This window comes from Saccharopolyspora montiporae, assembly GCF_015209505.1.
Classification (GTDB): Bacteria; Actinomycetota; Actinomycetes; order Mycobacteriales; family Pseudonocardiaceae; genus Saccharopolyspora; species Saccharopolyspora montiporae.
Window position 1 is genome coordinate 162,940 of record NZ_JADEYC010000015.1, and the last position, 17,151, is coordinate 180,090.

General features: G+C 71.9%; 13 protein-coding genes and 3 tRNA genes. 11 read left to right on the top strand and 5 right to left on the bottom strand.

Annotated elements, in window-relative coordinates; translation table 11 throughout:
- Positions 1–33: 33 nt before the first annotated feature.
- Complete coding sequence (gene ctaD, locus IQ251_RS10270; RefSeq protein ID WP_193928263.1) at positions 34–1,734, bottom strand: aa3-type cytochrome oxidase subunit I; 1,701 nt, start codon at positions 1,732–1,734, stop codon at positions 34–36.
- A gap of 114 nt (positions 1,735–1,848) precedes the next feature.
- Entirely contained in the window at positions 1,849–2,529 is a 681-nt protein-coding gene (locus tag IQ251_RS10275; RefSeq protein ID WP_193928264.1) for an SACE_7040 family transcriptional regulator, read from the bottom strand.
- 167 nt (positions 2,530–2,696) lie between these two features.
- Here IQ251_RS10275 and IQ251_RS10280 point away from each other — a divergent pair, with 167 nt between their 5' ends.
- Genes IQ251_RS10280 through IQ251_RS10290 form a run of 3 tightly spaced genes read left to right on the top strand, consistent with a single transcriptional unit; the run spans position 2,697 to position 7,508 of the window.
- On the top strand, positions 2,697–4,313 hold the full coding sequence (locus tag IQ251_RS10280; protein ID WP_193928265.1) for a carboxyl transferase domain-containing protein: 1,617 nt from the start codon (positions 2,697–2,699) through the stop codon (positions 4,311–4,313).
- A 5-nt stretch (positions 4,314–4,318) separates the two neighbouring features.
- The gene (locus IQ251_RS10285; protein ID WP_193928266.1) at positions 4,319–6,358 is read left to right on the top strand and encodes an acetyl/propionyl/methylcrotonyl-CoA carboxylase subunit alpha; all 2,040 of its coding nucleotides are present in this window, start codon (positions 4,319–4,321) and stop codon (positions 6,356–6,358) included.
- Entirely contained in the window at positions 6,351–7,508 is a 1,158-nt protein-coding gene (locus IQ251_RS10290) for an acyl-CoA dehydrogenase family protein (RefSeq protein ID WP_193928267.1), read from the top strand. The genes IQ251_RS10285 and IQ251_RS10290 overlap by 8 nt, the downstream gene beginning before the upstream one ends.
- 190 nt (positions 7,509–7,698) lie before the next feature.
- Here the strand turns inward: IQ251_RS10290 and IQ251_RS10295 are convergent, their stop codons facing one another.
- A complete protein-coding gene (locus IQ251_RS10295) occupies positions 7,699–8,196 on the bottom strand; it encodes a hypothetical protein (RefSeq protein WP_193928268.1) in 498 nt (165 codons plus the stop codon).
- A 610-nt stretch (positions 8,197–8,806) separates the two neighbouring features.
- Here IQ251_RS10295 and IQ251_RS10300 point away from each other — a divergent pair.
- The 4 genes from IQ251_RS10300 to IQ251_RS10315 all read left to right on the top strand — a co-directional run bounded on the left by IQ251_RS10300 (position 8,807) and on the right by IQ251_RS10315 (position 9,834).
- On the top strand, positions 8,807–9,046 hold the full coding sequence (locus IQ251_RS10300; protein WP_193928269.1) for a hypothetical protein: 240 nt from the start codon (positions 8,807–8,809) through the stop codon (positions 9,044–9,046).
- A 511-nt stretch (positions 9,047–9,557) separates the two neighbouring features.
- Positions 9,558–9,630, top strand: a tRNA-Glu gene (locus IQ251_RS10305).
- A 25-nt stretch (positions 9,631–9,655) separates the two neighbouring features.
- Positions 9,656–9,732: transfer RNA gene (locus tag IQ251_RS10310), tRNA-Asp, on the top strand.
- A gap of 28 nt (positions 9,733–9,760) precedes the next feature.
- A tRNA-Phe gene (locus IQ251_RS10315) sits at positions 9,761–9,834 on the top strand.
- Positions 9,835–10,094: 260 nt separating this feature from the next.
- Here the strand turns inward: IQ251_RS10315 and IQ251_RS10320 are convergent.
- A complete protein-coding gene (locus tag IQ251_RS10320; protein ID WP_193928270.1) occupies positions 10,095–10,415 on the bottom strand; it encodes a hypothetical protein in 321 nt (106 codons plus the stop codon).
- Between the two features lie 101 nt (positions 10,416–10,516).
- Complete coding sequence (gene yczE / locus IQ251_RS10325; RefSeq protein WP_193928271.1) at positions 10,517–11,188, bottom strand: membrane protein YczE; 672 nt, start codon at positions 11,186–11,188, stop codon at positions 10,517–10,519.
- Between the two features lie 63 nt (positions 11,189–11,251).
- On the opposite strand from yczE, the gene yczR reads away from it, so the two are divergent.
- From yczR to IQ251_RS10345, 4 genes are all read left to right on the top strand, one after another.
- Complete coding sequence (gene yczR / locus IQ251_RS10330; protein ID WP_193928272.1) at positions 11,252–12,697, top strand: MocR-like transcription factor YczR; 1,446 nt, start codon at positions 11,252–11,254, stop codon at positions 12,695–12,697.
- An 801-nt stretch (positions 12,698–13,498) separates the two neighbouring features.
- Positions 13,499–14,089: an RNA polymerase sigma factor gene (locus tag IQ251_RS10335; protein WP_193928273.1), complete on the top strand. Its 591-nt coding sequence runs from the start codon at positions 13,499–13,501 to the stop codon at positions 14,087–14,089.
- Positions 14,086–14,544 (top strand): hypothetical protein, encoded by a 459-nt coding sequence (locus IQ251_RS10340; RefSeq protein ID WP_193928274.1) that lies wholly within the window; start codon positions 14,086–14,088, stop codon positions 14,542–14,544. Before IQ251_RS10335 ends, IQ251_RS10340 begins: the two co-directional genes overlap by 4 nt.
- Positions 14,529–17,144, top strand: a complete 2,616-nt coding sequence (locus tag IQ251_RS10345; RefSeq protein ID WP_193928275.1) for a CHAT domain-containing protein — start codon at positions 14,529–14,531, stop codon at positions 17,142–17,144. Before IQ251_RS10340 ends, IQ251_RS10345 begins: the two co-directional genes overlap by 16 nt.
- Positions 17,145–17,151 lie beyond the last annotated feature (7 nt).

Sequence of the window (17,151 nt, forward strand, 5' to 3'; positions counted from 1 at the left end):
GCGCAGCAGCTCGTCCGGTGTGAACGCCGCTGGTCAGCCCTGGTCGCGTTGGGGCAGCACCGAGGCGTGTGCTTCCAGCTCCATGCGGTCGGTCATGTGCGGGTAGTGCAGCTCGAAGGCGGGCCGCACCGACCGGATCCGCGGCAGCTCGGTGAAGTTGTGCCGCGGCGGGGGGCAGGTGGTGGCCCACTCCAGCGAGTTCCCGTGCCCCCACGGATCGTCGACCATGGCCCGCTCACCGGCCCGGTAGCTGATGAACACGTTGTAGAGGAAGGGCAGCATCGAGGCGCCGAGGATGAACGAGCCGATGGTGGAGACCTGGTTCAGCGCGGTGAAACCGTCGGTCTCCAGGTAGTCGGCGTAGCGGCGCGGCATGCCCTCGTCGCCGAGCCAGTGCTGCACCAGGAACGTGCCGTGGAAGCCGACGAAGGTCAGCCAGAAGTGCAGCTTCCCGAGCCGTTCGTCCATCATCCGCCCGGTGATCTTCGGGAACCAGAAGTAGACGCCCGCGAACACGGCGAAGACGATCGTGCCGAACAGCACGTAGTGGAAGTGCGCGACCACGAAGTACGTGTCGGTGATGTGGAAGTCCAGCGGTGGGGACGCGAGCAGGACCCCGGTCAGCCCGCCGAGCAGGAACGTCACCAGGAAGCCGGTGGAGAACAGCATCGGCGACTCGAAGGTCAGCTGCCCGCGCCACATGGTGCCGATCCAGTTGAAGTACTTGATCCCGGTCGGCACCGCGATCAGGAACGTGGCGAAGGAGAAGAACGGCAGCAGCACCGCGCCGGTGGCGAACATGTGGTGCGCCCACACCACCGCGGACAGCACACCGATGGTGAGCGTGGCCAGCACCAGGCCCGTGTAGCCGAACAGCGGTTTGCGGCTGAACACCGGGATGATCTCGGTGACGATGCCGAAGAACGGCAGCGCCACGATGTAGACCTCCGGATGACCGAAGAACCAGAACAGGTGCTGGTAGAGGATCGCGCCGCCGTGCGCGGGATCGAACACGTGCGCCCCGAGGTTGCGGTCGGCCAGCAGGCCCATCAGCAGGGCGGTCAGGATCGGGAACGCCAGCAGGATCAGGAAGCTGGTCACCAGGATGTTCCAGCAGAAGATCGGCATCCGCCACATGGTCATGCCGGGTGCGCGCAGGCACACCAGCGTCGTGACCATGTTGACCGCGCCGAGGATCGTGCCCAGCCCGGACACGACCAGCCCCATCACCCAGATGTCCCCGCCGAAGCCCGCCGTGTACTGCGCGCGGGACAGCGGCGCGTAGGCGGTCCAGCCGAAGTCCGCCGCCCCGCCGGGCAGCAGGAATCCGCTGACCACCATCAGGCCGCCGAACAGGAACAACCAGTAGGACAGCGCGTTCATCCGCGGGAAGGCCACGTCCGGCGCACCGATCTGCAGCGGCAGGATGATGTTGGCGAACCCGAACACGATGGGTGTCGCGAACAGCAGCAGCATGATCGTGCCGTGCATGGTGAACAGCTGGTTGTACTGCTCCTGGGACAGGAATTGCAGGCCCGGGTAGGCGAGCTCACCGCGGATCAGCATCGCCATCGCGCCGCCGGCCATGAAGAACGCGAACGACGTGATCAGGTAGAGGACCCCGACTTCCTTGGGGTCGGTGGTGTGCAGCCAGGGGATCAGCTTGCCGCCCTTGCGCCCCCGGTGCTGCTCGCGGGCTCGGGTCGGAACCGGTGACGGTCGGACGGCGGCCATGCCAGTCTCCTGGATCCGGGGGAGGTCCTTCTCCTGCGCAACGGATCGGAGTCTTCCCCGGCCACCGCGGGACTGCAATCCGTGCTGCGGCCGCCGCCGCTCCGCAGTCCCGGATTACGCCCGGACGTGTTGCGCGGCGGCCGCGGCGACCGCGCCCAGCGCCATGTCGTGCAGCAGCTGGGCCATCGCCGCGACGTCCAGGTGCCTGCTGAACGGGGTCGAGTTGATCAGCCCGAACACCGCGTGCGCCGTGGACCGCGCGGTGGGCACGTCCAGGTCGGGGTGCCTGCGGCGCAGCACGTCCACCCAGATCTCGACGTAGCCGCGCTGCAGCTCGCGCACGGCGTGCCGATCGGTGCCGGTGAGCGTGTCCAGGTCGCGCAGCTGCACGGTGATCAGCTCCGGGTTGGACAGCGCGAAATCGACGTGCCAGCGCACCAGTTCGTCCAGCGCCCGCTCCGGTCCGGCCGCCGCGCGCACGCGTTCCCGCCCGCCGTTGAGCAGCTTGTCGCTGATGCCGGTGAGCATCTCGGCGAGCATGGCGTCCTTGTTCCGGAAGTGCCGGTAGAGCGCCGGCCCGGAGATGCCCACGGCTGCCCCGATGTCGTCGATGCCGACGCCGTGGAACCCGTGCCGCGCGAACTTCCCCGCCGCGGCGGACAGGATCTGCTCGCGGCGGGTCGGCTCGCGGACCGGCTGCTCCGCCGGGGGGTCGTCGGGGTCCCGGTCATCGGGGGCCCGGTCGTCGGGTCGTCCCCGGGCATCAGGTCCCCGTCGGGTGTTCTCGGGCGGCATCGGATCCGATGGTAGACGATTCGGTTAGTGGTCGTTAACATGGGCTTGGTTAACGACGGCTAACCTGCTGGTGATGTTCGACTTCGGCGGCGTTCGACTTCGAGTGCCACCGACTTCGATGGCGACCGACTCGGCTACCCGCTCCCGCGGGTGGGAGGTGTGCACTGATGGAAGCGCCGGTCCTGCGCACGGGCGTGGACCCGGGCTCGGCGGAGTTCGCGCGCAACGCCGCGCGGCACGCGGAGCTCGCCGCCGATCTGGACGCCCGGCTCGCGGCTGTGCGGGTGGGAGGTCCGGAACGGGCCCGCCGCAAGCACGAGGAGCGCGGCAAGCTGCTCCCGCGCGACCGGGTGGACGCGCTGCTGGACCGCGGCTCGCCGTTCCTGGAGCTCTCCCCGATGGCCGCGCACGGGCTCTACGACGACGAAGCCCCGGCCGCGGGGATCATCACCGGCATCGGCCGCATCTGCGGGCGCGAATGCGTGGTCGTGGCCAACGACGCGACCGTCAAGGGCGGCACCTACTACCCGATGACGGTCAAGAAGCACTTGCGGGCCCAGGAAGTGGCCCTGCACAACAACCTCCCGTGCGTGTACCTCGTCGATTCCGGCGGCGCCTTCCTGCCCCGGCAGGACGACGTGTTCCCGGACCGCGAGCACTTCGGCCGGATCTTCTACAACCAGGCCACGATGTCCGCGCGGGGCATCCCGCAGATCGCCGCCGTGCTCGGTTCGTGCACCGCGGGCGGGGCCTACGTCCCGGCGATGAGCGACGAGGCCGTCATCGTGCGCGAGCAGGGCACGATCTTCCTGGGCGGTCCACCGCTGGTGAAGGCGGCCACCGGCGCGGAGGTCACCGCCGAGGAACTGGGCGGCGGGGAACTGCACTCCCGTACCTCGGGGGTGACCGATCACCTGGCCGTCGACGATGCCGACGCGCTGCGGCGGGTCCGCTCCATCGTCTCCACCCTCGGACCGGCGGGCCCTCCGCCGTGGGACGTGACCGAGGTGCGCGAACCGGAGGTCGATCCGGACGAGCTCCGCGGCGCCGTACCGGTGGACAGCCGCACCCCGTACGACGTGCGCGAAGTGATCGCGCGCATCGTCGACGGCAGCGGTTTCGCGGAGTTCAAGGCCGAGTACGGCACCACCCTGGTGACCGGTTTCGCTCGCATCCACGGCCATCCGGTCGGCATCGTCGCGAACAACGGGATCCTGTTCGGCGAATCGGCGCAGAAGGGCGCGCATTTCGTGCAGCTGTGCGACAAGCGCGGCATCCCGCTGGTCTTCCTGCAGAACATCTCCGGGTTCATGGTCGGCGCGGAGTACGAAGCGGGCGGCATCGCCAAGCACGGCGCCAAGATGGTCACCGCAGTCGCGTGCGCCCGCGTGCCGAAGCTGACCGTGGTGATCGGTGGCTCGTTCGGTGCGGGGAACTACTCGATGTGCGGGCGGGCGTACTCGCCGCGCTTCCTGTGGATGTGGCCGAACGCTCGGATCTCCGTCATGGGTGGGGAGCAGGCCGCCTCGGTGCTGGCCACTGTGCACCGCGACCAGGTCGAGGGGCGCGGAGCGGAGTGGAGCGCGGAGGACGAGGAGCAGTTCAAGCAGCCGATTCGCGACCAGTACGAGCACCAGGGGCATCCCTACTACGCGACGGCGCGGTTGTGGGACGACGGCGTCATCGCGCCGGACCAGACCAGGACGGTGCTCGGCTTGGCGCTGTCCGCGGTGGGCAACGCGGAGCTTGACGAGCGGACCGCCTACGGCGTGTTCCGGATGTGAGCGCGATGTGTGGAAAGTGGGACGAGGTGCGCGAATTCGACACCGTGCTGGTGGCCAACCGCGGTGAGATCGCCGTGCGCGTGATCGGGACGCTGCGCCGGCTCGGCCTGCGGACGGTCGCCGTGTTCAGCGAGGCGGACCGGGACGCGCGGCACGCGGCCGAAGCTGATGTGGCGGTGCACCTGGGCTCGGGCCGCGCCGCCGAGAACTACCTGCATCCCGGTCGCCTGCTGGATGCCGCGCAGCGCACCGGTGCACAGGCCATCCACCCCGGGTACGGGTTCCTGTCCGAGAACGCGGAGTTCGCGGCCGCCTGCGCCGATGCCGGAGTCGTGTTCATCGGCCCGCCGCCGGCCGCTATCGAGGCGATGGGCGACAAGATCCGCGCCAAGCGGGCGGTGCGCGAGGCGGGTGTCCCGGTGGTGCCCGGACGCAGCGATCCCGGGATGACCGACGAGGATCTCGCCGCCTCCGCCGCTGAGATCGGCTTCCCGGTGCTGCTCAAGCCCTCCGCGGGTGGCGGCGGCAAGGGAATGCGGACCGTGCGCGGACCGGCGGAACTGCCCGAGGCGGTGGCCGCCGCGCGCCGGGAGGCGGGTGCGGCGTTCGGCGACGACACCCTGTTCGTCGAGCGGTTCGTCGACCGCCCGCGGCATATCGAGGTCCAGGTCCTGGCCGACGCGCACGGCGGGGTCGTGCACCTCGGTGAGCGGGAGTGCAGCCTGCAACGCAGGCATCAGAAGATCGTCGAAGAGGCGCCGTCACCGCTGCTGGACGAGTCGACCCGGCAGCGCATCGGGCAGGCCGCGGTGGACACCGCCCGGGCGGTCGACTATCGCGGCGCGGGGACCGTCGAGTTCATCGTCTCCGCGGATCGCCCGGACGAGTTCTTCTTCATGGAGATGAACACGCGGCTGCAGGTCGAGCACCCGGTCACCGAGGAGGTCACCGCGGTGTCCGGTCGGCGCGGCATCGATCTGGTCGCCGAGCAGGTGCGGATCGCCGAGGGCAAACCGCTGCCGTTCGAGCAGCACCGGCTCGGCATGGCGGGCCACGCGGTGGAGGCGCGCGTCTACGCCGAGGACCCGGCGCGGGATTTCCTGCCCACCGGCGGTGAGGTGCTCGGGCTGCACGAGCCGTCCGGGCCGGACGTCCGGGTCGATTCCGGGCTCGCTCCCGGTACGCGCATCGGCTCCGACTACGACCCGATGCTGTCCAAGGTCATCGCGTGGGCACCGGAGCGGGCGGCGGCCCTGCGCCGCCTGGACTCCGCGCTGGCCGACGTCGCCGTGCTCGGGGTGCGCACCAACGTCGGCTTCCTCCGGAACCTGCTCGCGCACCCGGATGTCCGGTCGGGCCGGTTGGACACCGGGCTGGTCGAGCGCGATCTCGCGGGCCTGGTCGCGGATTCCGCAGGCATCCCGGAGCAGGTGCCGGTCGCGGCGGCGATGGCGGGCCTACTGGCGGCGGAACCCGCAGGCCCGATCGTGGACCGCTGGGCCGTTCCGGACGGATGGCGCCTGGGTGAACCGGCCTGGTCGACCTGGCGGTTCAGCACCGGTGGCGACGACGTGCAGGTCCGGGTGCGCGGACGCGCGCACGCCGCCGAAGCAGCGGTCGGCGGGGAGGTTCACCCGGCGTCCGCGCGACTCGATGGCGATTTGCTCACCGTTACCTGGGGCGGCTGCACCGAGCGGTACCGGTTCGTGCGCTCCGACGGCGTGGACTGGCTCGGGTCGGGCGGCCGCTGCTGGGCGCTGACCGAGCAGCGGTTGCTCACCGACCCGGCCGGATCCGGGGGACGGTCGGACGGCGTCGTGGCCAGCCCGATGCCCGGGACCGTGCTCGTGGCCGATGTCGAAGCGGGTCAGCGCGTGTCCAGCGGGCAGCGCTTGTTCGTGGTCGAGGCGATGAAGATGGAGCACACCGTCACCGCGCCGGACGACGGCGTGGTCGCCGAAGTGCACGCCCGTGCGGGACAACCGGTCGGTCTGGACGAACCGCTGGCCGTCCTCACCGCAGGACAGGAGGACAGGCATGGTTGATCACCGACTCGGCGAGGATTACGAACAGCTCCGGGACAGCGTGCGGGCGTTCGCGCGCAAGGAGGTCGCCCCGGTCATCGGCGGGTACTACGAGCGGGAGGAGTTCCCCGACCCGCTGGTCGACGGCATGGGCCGGATGGGCTTGTTCGGACTGCCGATCCCCGAGGAGTTCGGCGGGATGGGCGGCGACTACTTCGCCCTGTGCCTGGCGCTGGAGGAGCTGGCCCGGGTCGACTCCTCGGTCGCGATCACCGTGGAAGCCGGGGTGTCCCTGGGAACCATGCCGCTCTACCGCTTCGGCACGCGGGAACAGCGGGAACGCTGGTTGCCCGGGCTGACCTCGGGAGGGGTGCTCGGCGCGTTCGGGCTCACCGAGCCGGGCGGGGGATCCGATGCGGGAGCCACCCGGACCACCGCGGTGCTGGACGGGGACGAGTGGGTGATCAACGGTTCGAAGGCGTTCATCACGAACTCCGGGACGGACCGCACCGGATTCGTCACCGTCACCGCGGTGACGGGCAGCAAACCGGACGGGGGAAAGGAGATCTCCACGATCCTCGTCCCGTCCGGGACGCCCGGCTTCCAGGTCGCGCCGAAGTACTCGAAGGTGGGGTGGAACGCGTCGGACACCCATGGGCTGACTTTCGACGACTGCCGGGTCCCCGCCGAGAACCTGATCGGTGCCCGCGGCCGCGGCTACGCGCAGTTCCTCAGCATCCTCACCGAGGGGCGCGTGGCGATCGCCGCGCTCGGTGTCGGCCTCGCCCAGGGCTGCGTCGACGAGTGCCTGCGCTACGCCGGTGAGCGGGAGGCGTTCGGCAAGACGCTGGGCCAGTACCAGGCGATCCAGTTCAAGATCGCGGACATGGAGATGCGGGCGCACACGGCTCGGCTGGCCTACTACGACGCGGCCTCGCGGATGCTGCGTGACGAGCCGTACACCAGGCAGGCCGTCATCGCGAAGCTCGCCTCGTCCAACGCCGCGATGGACAACGCCCGAGACGCGACCCAGATCTTCGGTGGGTACGGCTTCATGAACGAAACACCGGTGGGCCGGTTCTACCGGGACGCGAAGATCCTGGAGATCGGCGAGGGAACGAGCGAGGTGCAGCGCATGCTCATTGCACGCGAGCTGGGTCTGCCCGGCTGAGCGCATATCGCCCGGCAACGTTGGCCGATATGCGCGGAGCCGGTGGGAGGTGCGTGACCTCCACCGGCTCCGGGGTTGTCGGGGTCGTCAGTGTCGGGGGTTCGGCATTGTCGGGGTTGGTGTCGGTGGCCGGCGTCCGGAGTGCGATGTCGGGGTTCTCGGTCCAGGGTGCGCGGCCCGCACGGGTCCGCTACCGCTGCATCCGCTTGTGCGGCACCGTGATCTCGTCGGTGCGTTCGACGTCCTGCGGTTCGTCGAACAGCCCGCGGTCGAGCATCCCGGTGTGCTGCTGGTCCGGCCGGGCGTGTGAGGTCGTGAGGGTGCGCTGGGTGTCCTGCGACGGCCAGGCCGGTTCCTCAGTGACCTGCGATCCCGCGGATCCGTAGCCGGCGGGTGCCGGATCGGGTTCCTCGGACAGGTGTTGCAGCACCCAGTCCCGCGCGAGCGCGGCCGGAGACGTCCCCTGCTTGGCGGCGAGTTCCTTGAGGCGTTCGTTCGCCATCAGCGGGAGCCGCAACTGGTAGACGTCGGAGTTGCCGAATCGGCGGCCGGAGCCGGTCGTTTCGACGCTCTCCTCGGGGGCGAGCGCAGCCAGGTACGACTCAAGCTCGTGATCCGGTTCGGCCGGTTCCGTGTCGGGCTGAGCGGTCTGCTGCCGGCGACCGATCTTCGTTCGTCCTAGAGCCACGCCTACACGGTAACGGTTGGGTTGCGACGCGCGCGTCCGTGTGTCGGCTATCACCGCGGCCGATCGCCGCGCGTCCCCGTTGCCGCAGCGGACCGGTGTCGCGGAGGCCCCCGCGCCAGGGGGAGGAACGCGGGGGCTGGAGGGGATCTCCACAACGCTGACCAGGGGGTGAGCCAGCGATTTCGATTGTGGCACGCGGAATTTGCTTTCGGGACCCTCTTCGCCGCGATTCGTGCGTCCGGCGCCACGGGTCCGGCCGACCGGCGGCTTGCTCCTGCCGACCGCTCGACCGGTGGCGCGGTTCGTCTGCCGCGATGCTCCGGCGCGGCGGGGTCGAACCGGAGGGCATCGGTGCCAGCGGGTGCCGGACCGCGGCGGCCGTGCGGGGCACTGTGCCGGATCGGGTGGAACGCCCGCGCCGGCGCACTGATCGTCCAGTGTGGACGAAACAGCGGACGTAGCATCCCCGCGGTTCGGGCGTCCGGCGGCCGATGCGGACTGCCGCATCGTGGAAGTTACTCTGCGTCGACGCTGAATCACTCTGTGGGGGGCTGCGGGTGTTGACAGCCTGTGGATAACCTGCGGCCGAAACCCGAGCCGGGGAGGCGGTATGTACGGGTCGCTTGATGTGCGGAAGTTCCTTTCGCAGCAGGAAGAAGGGTCGTCCGGGGGCTCGTCCTCGGTGCCCGCCCAGCGCTCCGGGGAGCCCGCGCGGATCTCCGACGAGCAGGTCTCCCGCGCACGGGTGGCCGTGGCGCGGGGATCGCGGGACGCCCAGGACTGCAAGCAGTTGCTGGACATGCTGGGGCTGGTTCCGGACGAGGACGGCCAGTCCCCGGTGGCGCGCTGAACCGCTCGCCCGCCGGTGGGCTGCGGGGGAATCCACCCGGCCGGCGCGCCTGCACGGGTCTGGCCGGGCGCGGTGCTGCGCGACCGAGTCCGCGCGTCGACGGCGTGCTGCACGCGGAGTGACATCGCGGCACGACGATGATCACCCGTTCGTCGGTCGCGGCCCCGTTCTGGGCGACGCGACCCGGGGGTGCCCGTCTGAGCTCTGGATCACAGCACCGACCCGCCCTGCGGTTTGTCCGGATCGCGTGCCGCTGGTGCGCCGGCGATCGGATTCCGAGGCCGCCCCGAGAAGGGCATGATCCGGCTTCGACTCGGTGAACCCGCTGGTGGCGAGGGTAGGATGGAATGGGCGGCGGGCTGCAGCGTGCTTCCGCCGGCTGCTTCGGCCGCACAACCGACCCCCCGTGTTCGGCGGGGTTGAGGTGTGTCGTAAGCTTTCATCACTCCGAACGGGAGCCCGGAAGGGAAGCCGGTTGGAGGCGAGGCCGGGTCGGTTTCGGACCGGCCAAGCCCCCATCGTCTAGCGGCCTAGGACGCCGCCCTTTCAAGGCGGTAGCGCGGGTTCGAATCCCGTTGGGGGTACTGACAACTGAAGAGCAGTAAGCATGGCCCAGTGGCGCAGTTGGTTAGCGCGCCGCCCTGTCACGGCGGAGGTCGCGGGTTCGAGTCCCGTCTGGGTCGCCACGGCGATCGGTACATGCCGGACGCTTGCGGCCAGGTAGCTCAGTTGGTACGAGCGTCCGCCTGAAAAGCGGAAGGTCGGCGGTTCGACCCCGCCCCTGGCCACCGCGTAGAGCCACGAAAAGCCCCCGTCCAGGCGGGGGCTTTTTGTTGTCGAGACGCGGTAGCAGTGCTCCGTCCGCGCTTCAGGCCAGGTCGATGCGGTACCGGTGTCCGGGATTCCCGGTCGCCGGGTGCAGCACCGGCTCGCCCTCGCGGTGCCAGCCCACTCCCCCGTACAGCCGCACTGCGCGGTCGCTGTTCGGGTAAACCTTCAGCCGGCCGCATCGAAGCTGCGCCGTACCAGCTCCGCGGGGGCACCCGGGTCAGTAGCGCGGTACCGACTCCGCGGGCCCAGTGGCCCGGAACCGCAGATCGGCAGTGCGCGAGTCGGCGGCCGGGCTGGGCTCCGTGGCGGTGAGCCCGATCGCCCGGTCATCCGGGTCCAGCGCGATGAGCAGGAACGAGCGGGTTTTGACCAGTGCTGCCTCGATCACGGGGCGCGCGTGCTCCAGCGCCGCGATCCCGGTGTCCCCGTCACGCACGGTGGCCTCGGCCCAGATCAGCGCCGCGTCGTCCCGGTGCGTAGCGGTGTCGTCGATGGTGCGCGCACCATCATCGTTGCACCGCACGGGGTGTGCAGGCATGCGGTCCGTTGAAGACGCCCCCGTGCTCAACCGGTCTGGGGGTTACCGGGAGTACGGGGGCGTCGAAGTCCACCCCTGGGGGTCAGGTGGACTCCCCAATGCTACTCGGTGGTATCTGGGATGTCTCTAGGGGAACCCGTGCGCTTTTGCCCCATCGCCGTGAACCGCAGGAACAGTTGCGTCAGCGGCCCGATCGCGCCGGCGTACAGCACCGTGCAGGCGCCGACGGTCCCGCCCAGCACCCATCCCGCGGCGAGCACGCACAGCTCGACGATCGTCCGCGCCATGCGCACCGATGCGCCGGTGCGCAGGTGCAGCCCGGTCATCAGGCCGTCCCGCGGTCCCGGTCCGAGGCGGGTTCCCACGTAGGTGGCGGTGGCGAGCCCGTTGAGCACGATCCCGGTGAGCATCAGTGTGATCTGCCCGGGCAGGCCCGTCGCCGGGGGCACCAGGCGCAGCCCGATGTCCGCGGTCACGGCGATGACCGCGATGTTGGCCACCGTGCCCACTCCGGGGCGCTGGCGCAGCGGGATCCAGGCCAGCAGCACGACAGCGCCGGTCAGCGCGGTCACGGTCCCGAAGCTGATGCCCAGGCGCTGCGCAGCGCCTTCGTGCAGCACATCCCACGGTCCCAGGCCGAGCTCGGCGCGGACCATGAGCGCCATGCTCGTGCCGTACAGCGCGAGTCCGCCGAGCAGGACGACGAGGCGCCCTGCCGGTCGGACGCGCAGTGGGACGGGAGAAAGATCCGGAGAAGGAGTTCTTGACGCCACATCTGCTGTTTAAGGCATGATTGGCTCTCTGGTCGATATCCAATTGAGAAAGATTGGAATGCTGTGCTCTCGACTTCGGGACACGTCTCCGGACGTAGGCTCGCCGAGCTGCTCGGTGCGTGGCACGGATCGGATCGCCCGTCGTCGGCGGCGCTGGCCGATGCCGTGCGCAGGCTCGTGTTGGACGGGCGGCTGGCTCCCGGGACCCGGCTGCCGGCGGAGCGGGAGTTGGCGGGCGGTCTCGACGTGAGCCGCACGCTGGTGGTGCGTGCGCTCGACCGGTTGCGCGACACGGGATTCGCGGAGAGCAGGCGCGGCGCGGGTTCCTGGGCCCGGCTGCCGGGCGCGGCCGGGGGCGTCCAGAGCGGGGGCGGGTCGTGGCTGCCCGGTGCGGACGAACAGGTGCTCGACCTGGCGCAGGCCACCCCGGCGGCACCGCCGGAGCTGCCCGCGGCGGTGGAGCGCGCGAGTGCCGCGCTGCCCGGTCAGCTGCTCGGACACGGGTACCAGGCGCGTGGGCTGCCGGTGCTGCGCGCGCGGATCGCCGAGCACTTCGCGCGGCGCGGCCTGCCCACCGGCCCGGAGCAGATCCTGGTCACCAACGGGGCCCAGCACGCCTTCGCGCTCGCGCTGCGGGCGCTGGTCGCGCCGGGTGAGCGGGTCCTGATCGAGAACCCGACCTACCCGAACGCGCTGGAAGCGGTGTCCGGCTGCCACGCGGTGCCGGTGGAAGTCCCCATGTCCGAACGGGGCTGGGACGGTGAGCTGCTGGCGGCGACGTTGCAGCAGGCGGCTCCGCGTGCGGCGTACCTGATCCCGGACTTCCAGAACCCCACCGGAGTGCGCATGGATGCCGAGGCCCGCGAGCAGCTGGTGCGCGCCCTGCACCGGTCCCGGACGACGGCGGTGGTGGACGAAACCCTGGTCGGCATCGAGTTCGGTGACGCGGACCCGCCGCCCCCGGTTGCTGCGTTCGACGAGCGGGTGGTCACGATCGGTTCGGCGAGCAAGCTGTTCTGGGGCGGGTTGCGCCTGGGGTGGTTGCGCGGGCCGGAACGGTTCGTGCAGCGCGTGCTCGCCGGGCGCGCGGCGCTGGACCTGGGCAGCCCGGTGTTGGAGCAGCTGGTGCTGGCCGAGTTGTTCGCCGATGCCGGCACGATCGCGGCCCGTCGGTGCGACCAGGCCCGCAGGCGCAGGGATGCGCTGGTCGAGGCACTGCGCGCATACCTGCCGCAGTGGGGTTTCCGCGCGCCTGAGGGAGGACTCTCGCTGTGGTGCGATATCGGGGAACCGGTGAGCACCCGGTTGGCGGTGGTGGCCGAGCAGCACGGGGTGCGGATCGCGCCGGGGCCGCGGTTCGGCGTGCGCGGTGGTTTCGAGGACCGCGTCCGGCTGCCGTTCACCGCCCCCGTGCCGGACGTCGGCGATGCGGTGGGCAGGCTCGCGGCGGCGGACGCCGCAGTGCGGGGCCGTGCCGCGGCGGATCCGCTGACCTCGCCGATCGTCTGAGCGCGGGACGGTCGTCCGCCGGCACGGCCCCTCGTCGTGCCGGCGGACGACCTGTCGACGCCCGGTACCGCGGGGGCAGTCGCGGACCGGGCCGGGTGCGACCGCGGTACGCCTCCACGAGTGGAAGCGCCCGGTACCGCCCCGGTTCCGGACCGGCCTGACGCGGACCGATCCGGAGTTCCAGCGCCGGCTGCCAGCATGGCGGGCGCCGCCCGGGTCCGCAGGATCGGCGCACCCCGGTGGTCGGCCCGCCCGGTCGTCGCCGGTGAGCGAGTCGGCAGTGCACCGCGCCGTCGGTCGGTGTCCGCCCCGTGCCGGGCGGCCGGTTGCTCGGGGCGGCGGATCCTGCGCACCCGGCACCGTCGCCGGGCAGGGTGTCCGCGCCGGTCGCCGCGGGTCTCGGATCCGGTCGGCGGCCGTCCGTCCGCAGGCCCGGGCATCCGGCAATCCGTTCGCGGGCATTCAACCACCTGGATCGGCGACGCCGCGTCACCCTGGCAGGGGGTGCTGGTGCGACATCGGTGCGCGGCGAGCACCCGGCTGATCGGCAACCACCCCCCCGTGTCCGCTGTGGACGGTATGCGCAGTTCCGGCCCGCGGAACTCGTGCTGTGCTCCCGCATTCGCGAATGCTGTTCGCCCGTGATCCGGCACCGGAGGTCGTCATCGGAGGTCAGCGCGTTGCGGCCCCGGTTCCGGGGTGACCCGTTCGGGCGGTCATCGGCCAGGGATGAATCCTGAGCAGCCGCCGAGCCCTCTTATCCACCGAGAGAACAGACGAGGGGGCTGGAGGTAACCGGTGATGCGTGAAACCGGGGACGGAGAATCCACCGCGGACCTGCTGCGGAAGGCGGCGCTGGGCAGCCAGCGCGCGTGGCGGGAGGTGGTGGACCGGAACCACCAGATGGTCTGGGGTGTGGCGCGTGCCTACACGGCGACGTTCGCCGACGCCGAGGACGTGTGCCAGGCGACCTGGCTGCTGCTGGCGGAGAACCTCGACCGGGTGCGGGATCCGGCGGCGCTGCCGGGCTGGCTCGTCACGACCGCCCGGCGGGAATCGATCCGGTTGAGCACGGCTCGGCGGCGCGAATCGCCGTCGGGGGTCGGTACCGAGGAGATCGGAGCTGTCGGACCGGTCCACCACGTGGATCCGGAGCACGAGGTTCTGCGGTCGATGACGTATTCGGTGCTGTGGCAGGCGTTTTCCGAGTTGCCGTATCGCTGCCAGCAGCTGCTGCGGGTGCTCGCGGTAGCGCCGGAGGCCAGTTATGCGCAGATCGGCGAGGTGTTGGGCATGCCGCACGGCTCGATCGGCCCGAAACGGGGGCGCTGCCTGGTCGCGCTGCGCCGTCGGCTGCTGGCCTCGGGAATGCCGGAGGAGGCCGCGGGATGAGGAAGCGCACACCTCCGGAGTTGGCCGCCCTGCGGACGGTCTTCGAGTCGGGTGACCCGGTTCCCGGCGCGGTCGTGGCCGCGGCTTACGCGGCGGGCGGGTATGCGAGTGGTCCGGTTCCCGGACTGGAGTTGGTGGCCGACTCCGCGCAGGCGGCCCGGCGAGTCCGTTCGCGGACCAGGGAACTGACCTTCACCACCGCCGAGCGGACGCTGGACATGGATCTCGTGCCCGCCCGGCGCGGGTTCCTGCTCGCCACCGGGATCGTGCTGGAGCACGCGGGAGCGGTCGCGCTGGGCAGTTCGGTCGTGGTGCGCCACCCGCGCGGCGAATGCAGCGGAAAGCTGGACGAGCACGGCAGCTTCCGCATCGCGGGGATTCCGCGGGGGCCGATCAGCGTGGTGCTGCGTCCGGGCTGCGGCGCGGCCGCCGGTGCGGATTGGCTGGTCTGTTGACGGCCGGGGTGCGCGCGGTCGTCCGGCGGGCGGCCCCCGCCGGGCGGGACCGCGTGCCGGAAACGGTCCAGCGCGGGATCGAGCCGTGCGCGGCAGGTGATCCGCACTCGCGCGCGGCCGCGGCGCACGAGGTGGCCGAGGCCGAGCTCGAACGCGGGCACCTGCGCCGGGCCGCGCACCGCGCGCGGTCCGGCCTGCGCGCCGCGGTCCGGGCCGGGTTGCCGGAGTGCGCTGCCCGGTTGCGGCTGACCCTGGCCCGGATCGAGCTGGACGGCGGAGATCTCCGAGCGTGCTCCCGGAATCTGCGCGCGGCCGAGCTGCACCTGCCCGATGCCGATCGGCCGCGAGCCGTGTGCCTGCGCGGGCTGTTGCTGTGCCAGCGGGACCGGTTCGTCGAGGCCGTCGCGGAACTGACGTCCGCGGTGCGCGGGTTCGGCGAGACCGGGGACCGCAGCGGGACCGCCCTGGCCCTCGTCGGACGCGGTTCGGCGCGGATGCGTTCCGGCGAGCTCGGTGCGGCCGAACGGGATCTGGTCGAGGCGGAACGGATCTTCGCCGCGCAGGGGTGTACCGAGCAGGCCGCTGGGTGCGTGCACCGGCGGGCGTGCGCGGCGTTCCGGGCCGGTGATCTCCCCCGTGCCTTGCGCTTGTTCGAGCGCGCGGTGGCCGCCGGGTTGGACACCGGCTCGTGCCCGGACGTGCTGCTGGACCGCGCCGAGGCGTTGGCCGAGGCGGGGCTGCACGACGAAGCGCACACCGCGGTGCAGCGGGCCGTGCGGCGGTTGGCCGCGGAGCGCGGTCGCGGGGTGCGGTTGGCCGAGGCGCTGCTGGCCTTGGCCGGCTGCCGGCTGCGCGCGGGCGATGCCGCAGCCGCTCGGTGCAGCGCCGAGCAGGCCGGGCAGTTGTTCCGCGAGCAGCACAAGCCGGCGTGGGCGGCGCTCGCGGCGGCCACCGGCCTGCAGGCCAGGCTGCTCGGCGGGGTCTGCTCGTCCCGGGAACTGGTCGCGGCACAGCGCACCGGTCGGCTCTGCGCTGCGTACGGGTGGGTCGGTCCTGCCGCCCGGCTGTGGCTCACCGCGGCCCGCTGCGCCCACCGGGCGGGCATGCGGCAGCGCTACCGGCGACTGCTGCGGCTCGCCCGCGGGATCCGCGAGGACGCCGCGGCGACGTCACAGCAGCGCTGCACCGGTTGGCTCGCCGAGGCGCTGCTGGCCGAGGAGGCCGACGAGCCTGCGGCGCTGTTCGCGGCGTGCCGGGCCGGGTTGCGCGAGGCGCAGGACCACGCCGCGGGCATCGCTCCGTTCGAACTGCGCGCGCAGGCGTTGGCGCCGGTGCAGGAGCTCGGCGAGGTGGCGGTGCGCGCCTCGCTGCGGTCCGGCTCGGCGCGCGGGGTGCTGCGCTGGACCGAGCGCGTCCGGGCGAGCGCGCTGCACCGGCCGGCGCTGCTGCCACCCGCGGATCCCGAGCTCGACGCGGCCCTGGTCCGGTTGCGGTCGGCTGCACTGCACGTGCGCGGATCGGCCGCGCCGAAGCCGTCCCTGGAGCAGGTCGGGGTGCTGGAACAGCAGGTCCGGCACCGGGCGATGCTGGCGCGGGACGGTGTGCGCGGGACGGGGGACGAGCTCTGCCTCGACGATGTGCACGACGAACTGGGTGACGCGGTGCTGCTCAGCTTCTTCGGCCATGCCGGGCGGTTGCGCGCCGCATCCGTGGTCTCCGGCCGGGTGCGGCTGCACGAGATCGGTGCCAGGGACGAGGTGGACGGGCAGGTCGCACGGCTCGTGCACCTGCTGTCCCGGCAGGCCGAGCGGGACGCCGTGGATCCGGCTGCGGTCCGCCCGTCGGTACTGGCGCGGGCCGCGCGGCAGGTGCAGTCCCGCCTGCTCGGGCCGGTGCTGGACGAGCTGGGCGAACGTCGTCCCCTGGTGATCGTTCCGTCCGGGTCGCTGCACGCCGTGCCGTGGTCCGCGCTCCCGGTGTGCCGCGGGCGGGAGGTCACCGCCAGTCCGTCGCTGCGCTGCTGGCTGCGTGCCGCCCGAGATGCGCGAGCGAACTCCGGGCGCGGCCGGCTGTGGGTGTCCGGACCGGGCCTGGACCACGCGGAGCGGGAGGTCCGCGCGCTGCACGGCGAGGCGGCTGGACGGCTGCTGACCGGGTCCCGGGCGCGCTGCCCGGATGTGCTGGCCGCGCTGGACGGGGTGCGAATCGCGCACATCGCCGCGCACGGCACCTTCCGCGACCAGCAGCCGCTGCTGTCCTGCCTGGATCTCGCCGACGGGCCGCTGTACTGCTACGACCTGGACCGGATCCGCACCGCTCCGGCGACCGTGGTGCTCTCGGCGTGCGAGGTGGGCAGATCGGTGGCCGGTCGTGGCAACCAGGTCAGCGGGGTGGCGGCGACCTTGCTGGGCCGCGGGACGTCGACGGTGATCGCCAGCGTCGTTCCGGTGCCGGACGAGCGGACCGCGGCGGTGATGCTCTCGCTGCACCGCCGGTTGCGCCGGTCGGTGCCGCCGGCGCAGGCCTTGGCCGCGGCGCAGCACGAGCACGGGGAGAGCGGGTTCGTCTGCCTCGGCTACGGCGGGAGGTGCGCTCGGTGACCGCCCG

What these genes read in the sequence shown, in the direction of transcription:
- ctaD (WP_193928263.1), bottom strand. Translation starts at nt 1,734, where the DNA reads ATGGCCGCCGTCCGACCGTCACCGGTTCCGACCCGAGCCCGCGAGCAG.
- IQ251_RS10275 (WP_193928264.1), bottom strand. Translation starts at nt 2,529, where the DNA reads ATGCCGCCCGAGAACACCCGACGGGGACCTGATGCCCGGGGACGACCC.
- IQ251_RS10280 (WP_193928265.1), top strand. Translation starts at nt 2,697, where the DNA reads ATGGAAGCGCCGGTCCTGCGCACGGGCGTGGACCCGGGCTCGGCGGAG.
- IQ251_RS10285 (WP_193928266.1), top strand. Translation starts at nt 4,319, where the DNA reads ATGTGTGGAAAGTGGGACGAGGTGCGCGAATTCGACACCGTGCTGGTG.
- IQ251_RS10290 (WP_193928267.1), top strand. Translation starts at nt 6,351, where the DNA reads ATGGTTGATCACCGACTCGGCGAGGATTACGAACAGCTCCGGGACAGC.
- IQ251_RS10300 (WP_193928269.1), top strand. Translation starts at nt 8,807, where the DNA reads ATGTACGGGTCGCTTGATGTGCGGAAGTTCCTTTCGCAGCAGGAAGAA.
- IQ251_RS10320 (WP_193928270.1), bottom strand. Translation starts at nt 10,415, where the DNA reads ATGCCTGCACACCCCGTGCGGTGCAACGATGATGGTGCGCGCACCATC.
- IQ251_RS10335 (WP_193928273.1), top strand. Translation starts at nt 13,499, where the DNA reads ATGCGTGAAACCGGGGACGGAGAATCCACCGCGGACCTGCTGCGGAAG.
- IQ251_RS10340 (WP_193928274.1), top strand. Translation starts at nt 14,086, where the DNA reads ATGAGGAAGCGCACACCTCCGGAGTTGGCCGCCCTGCGGACGGTCTTC.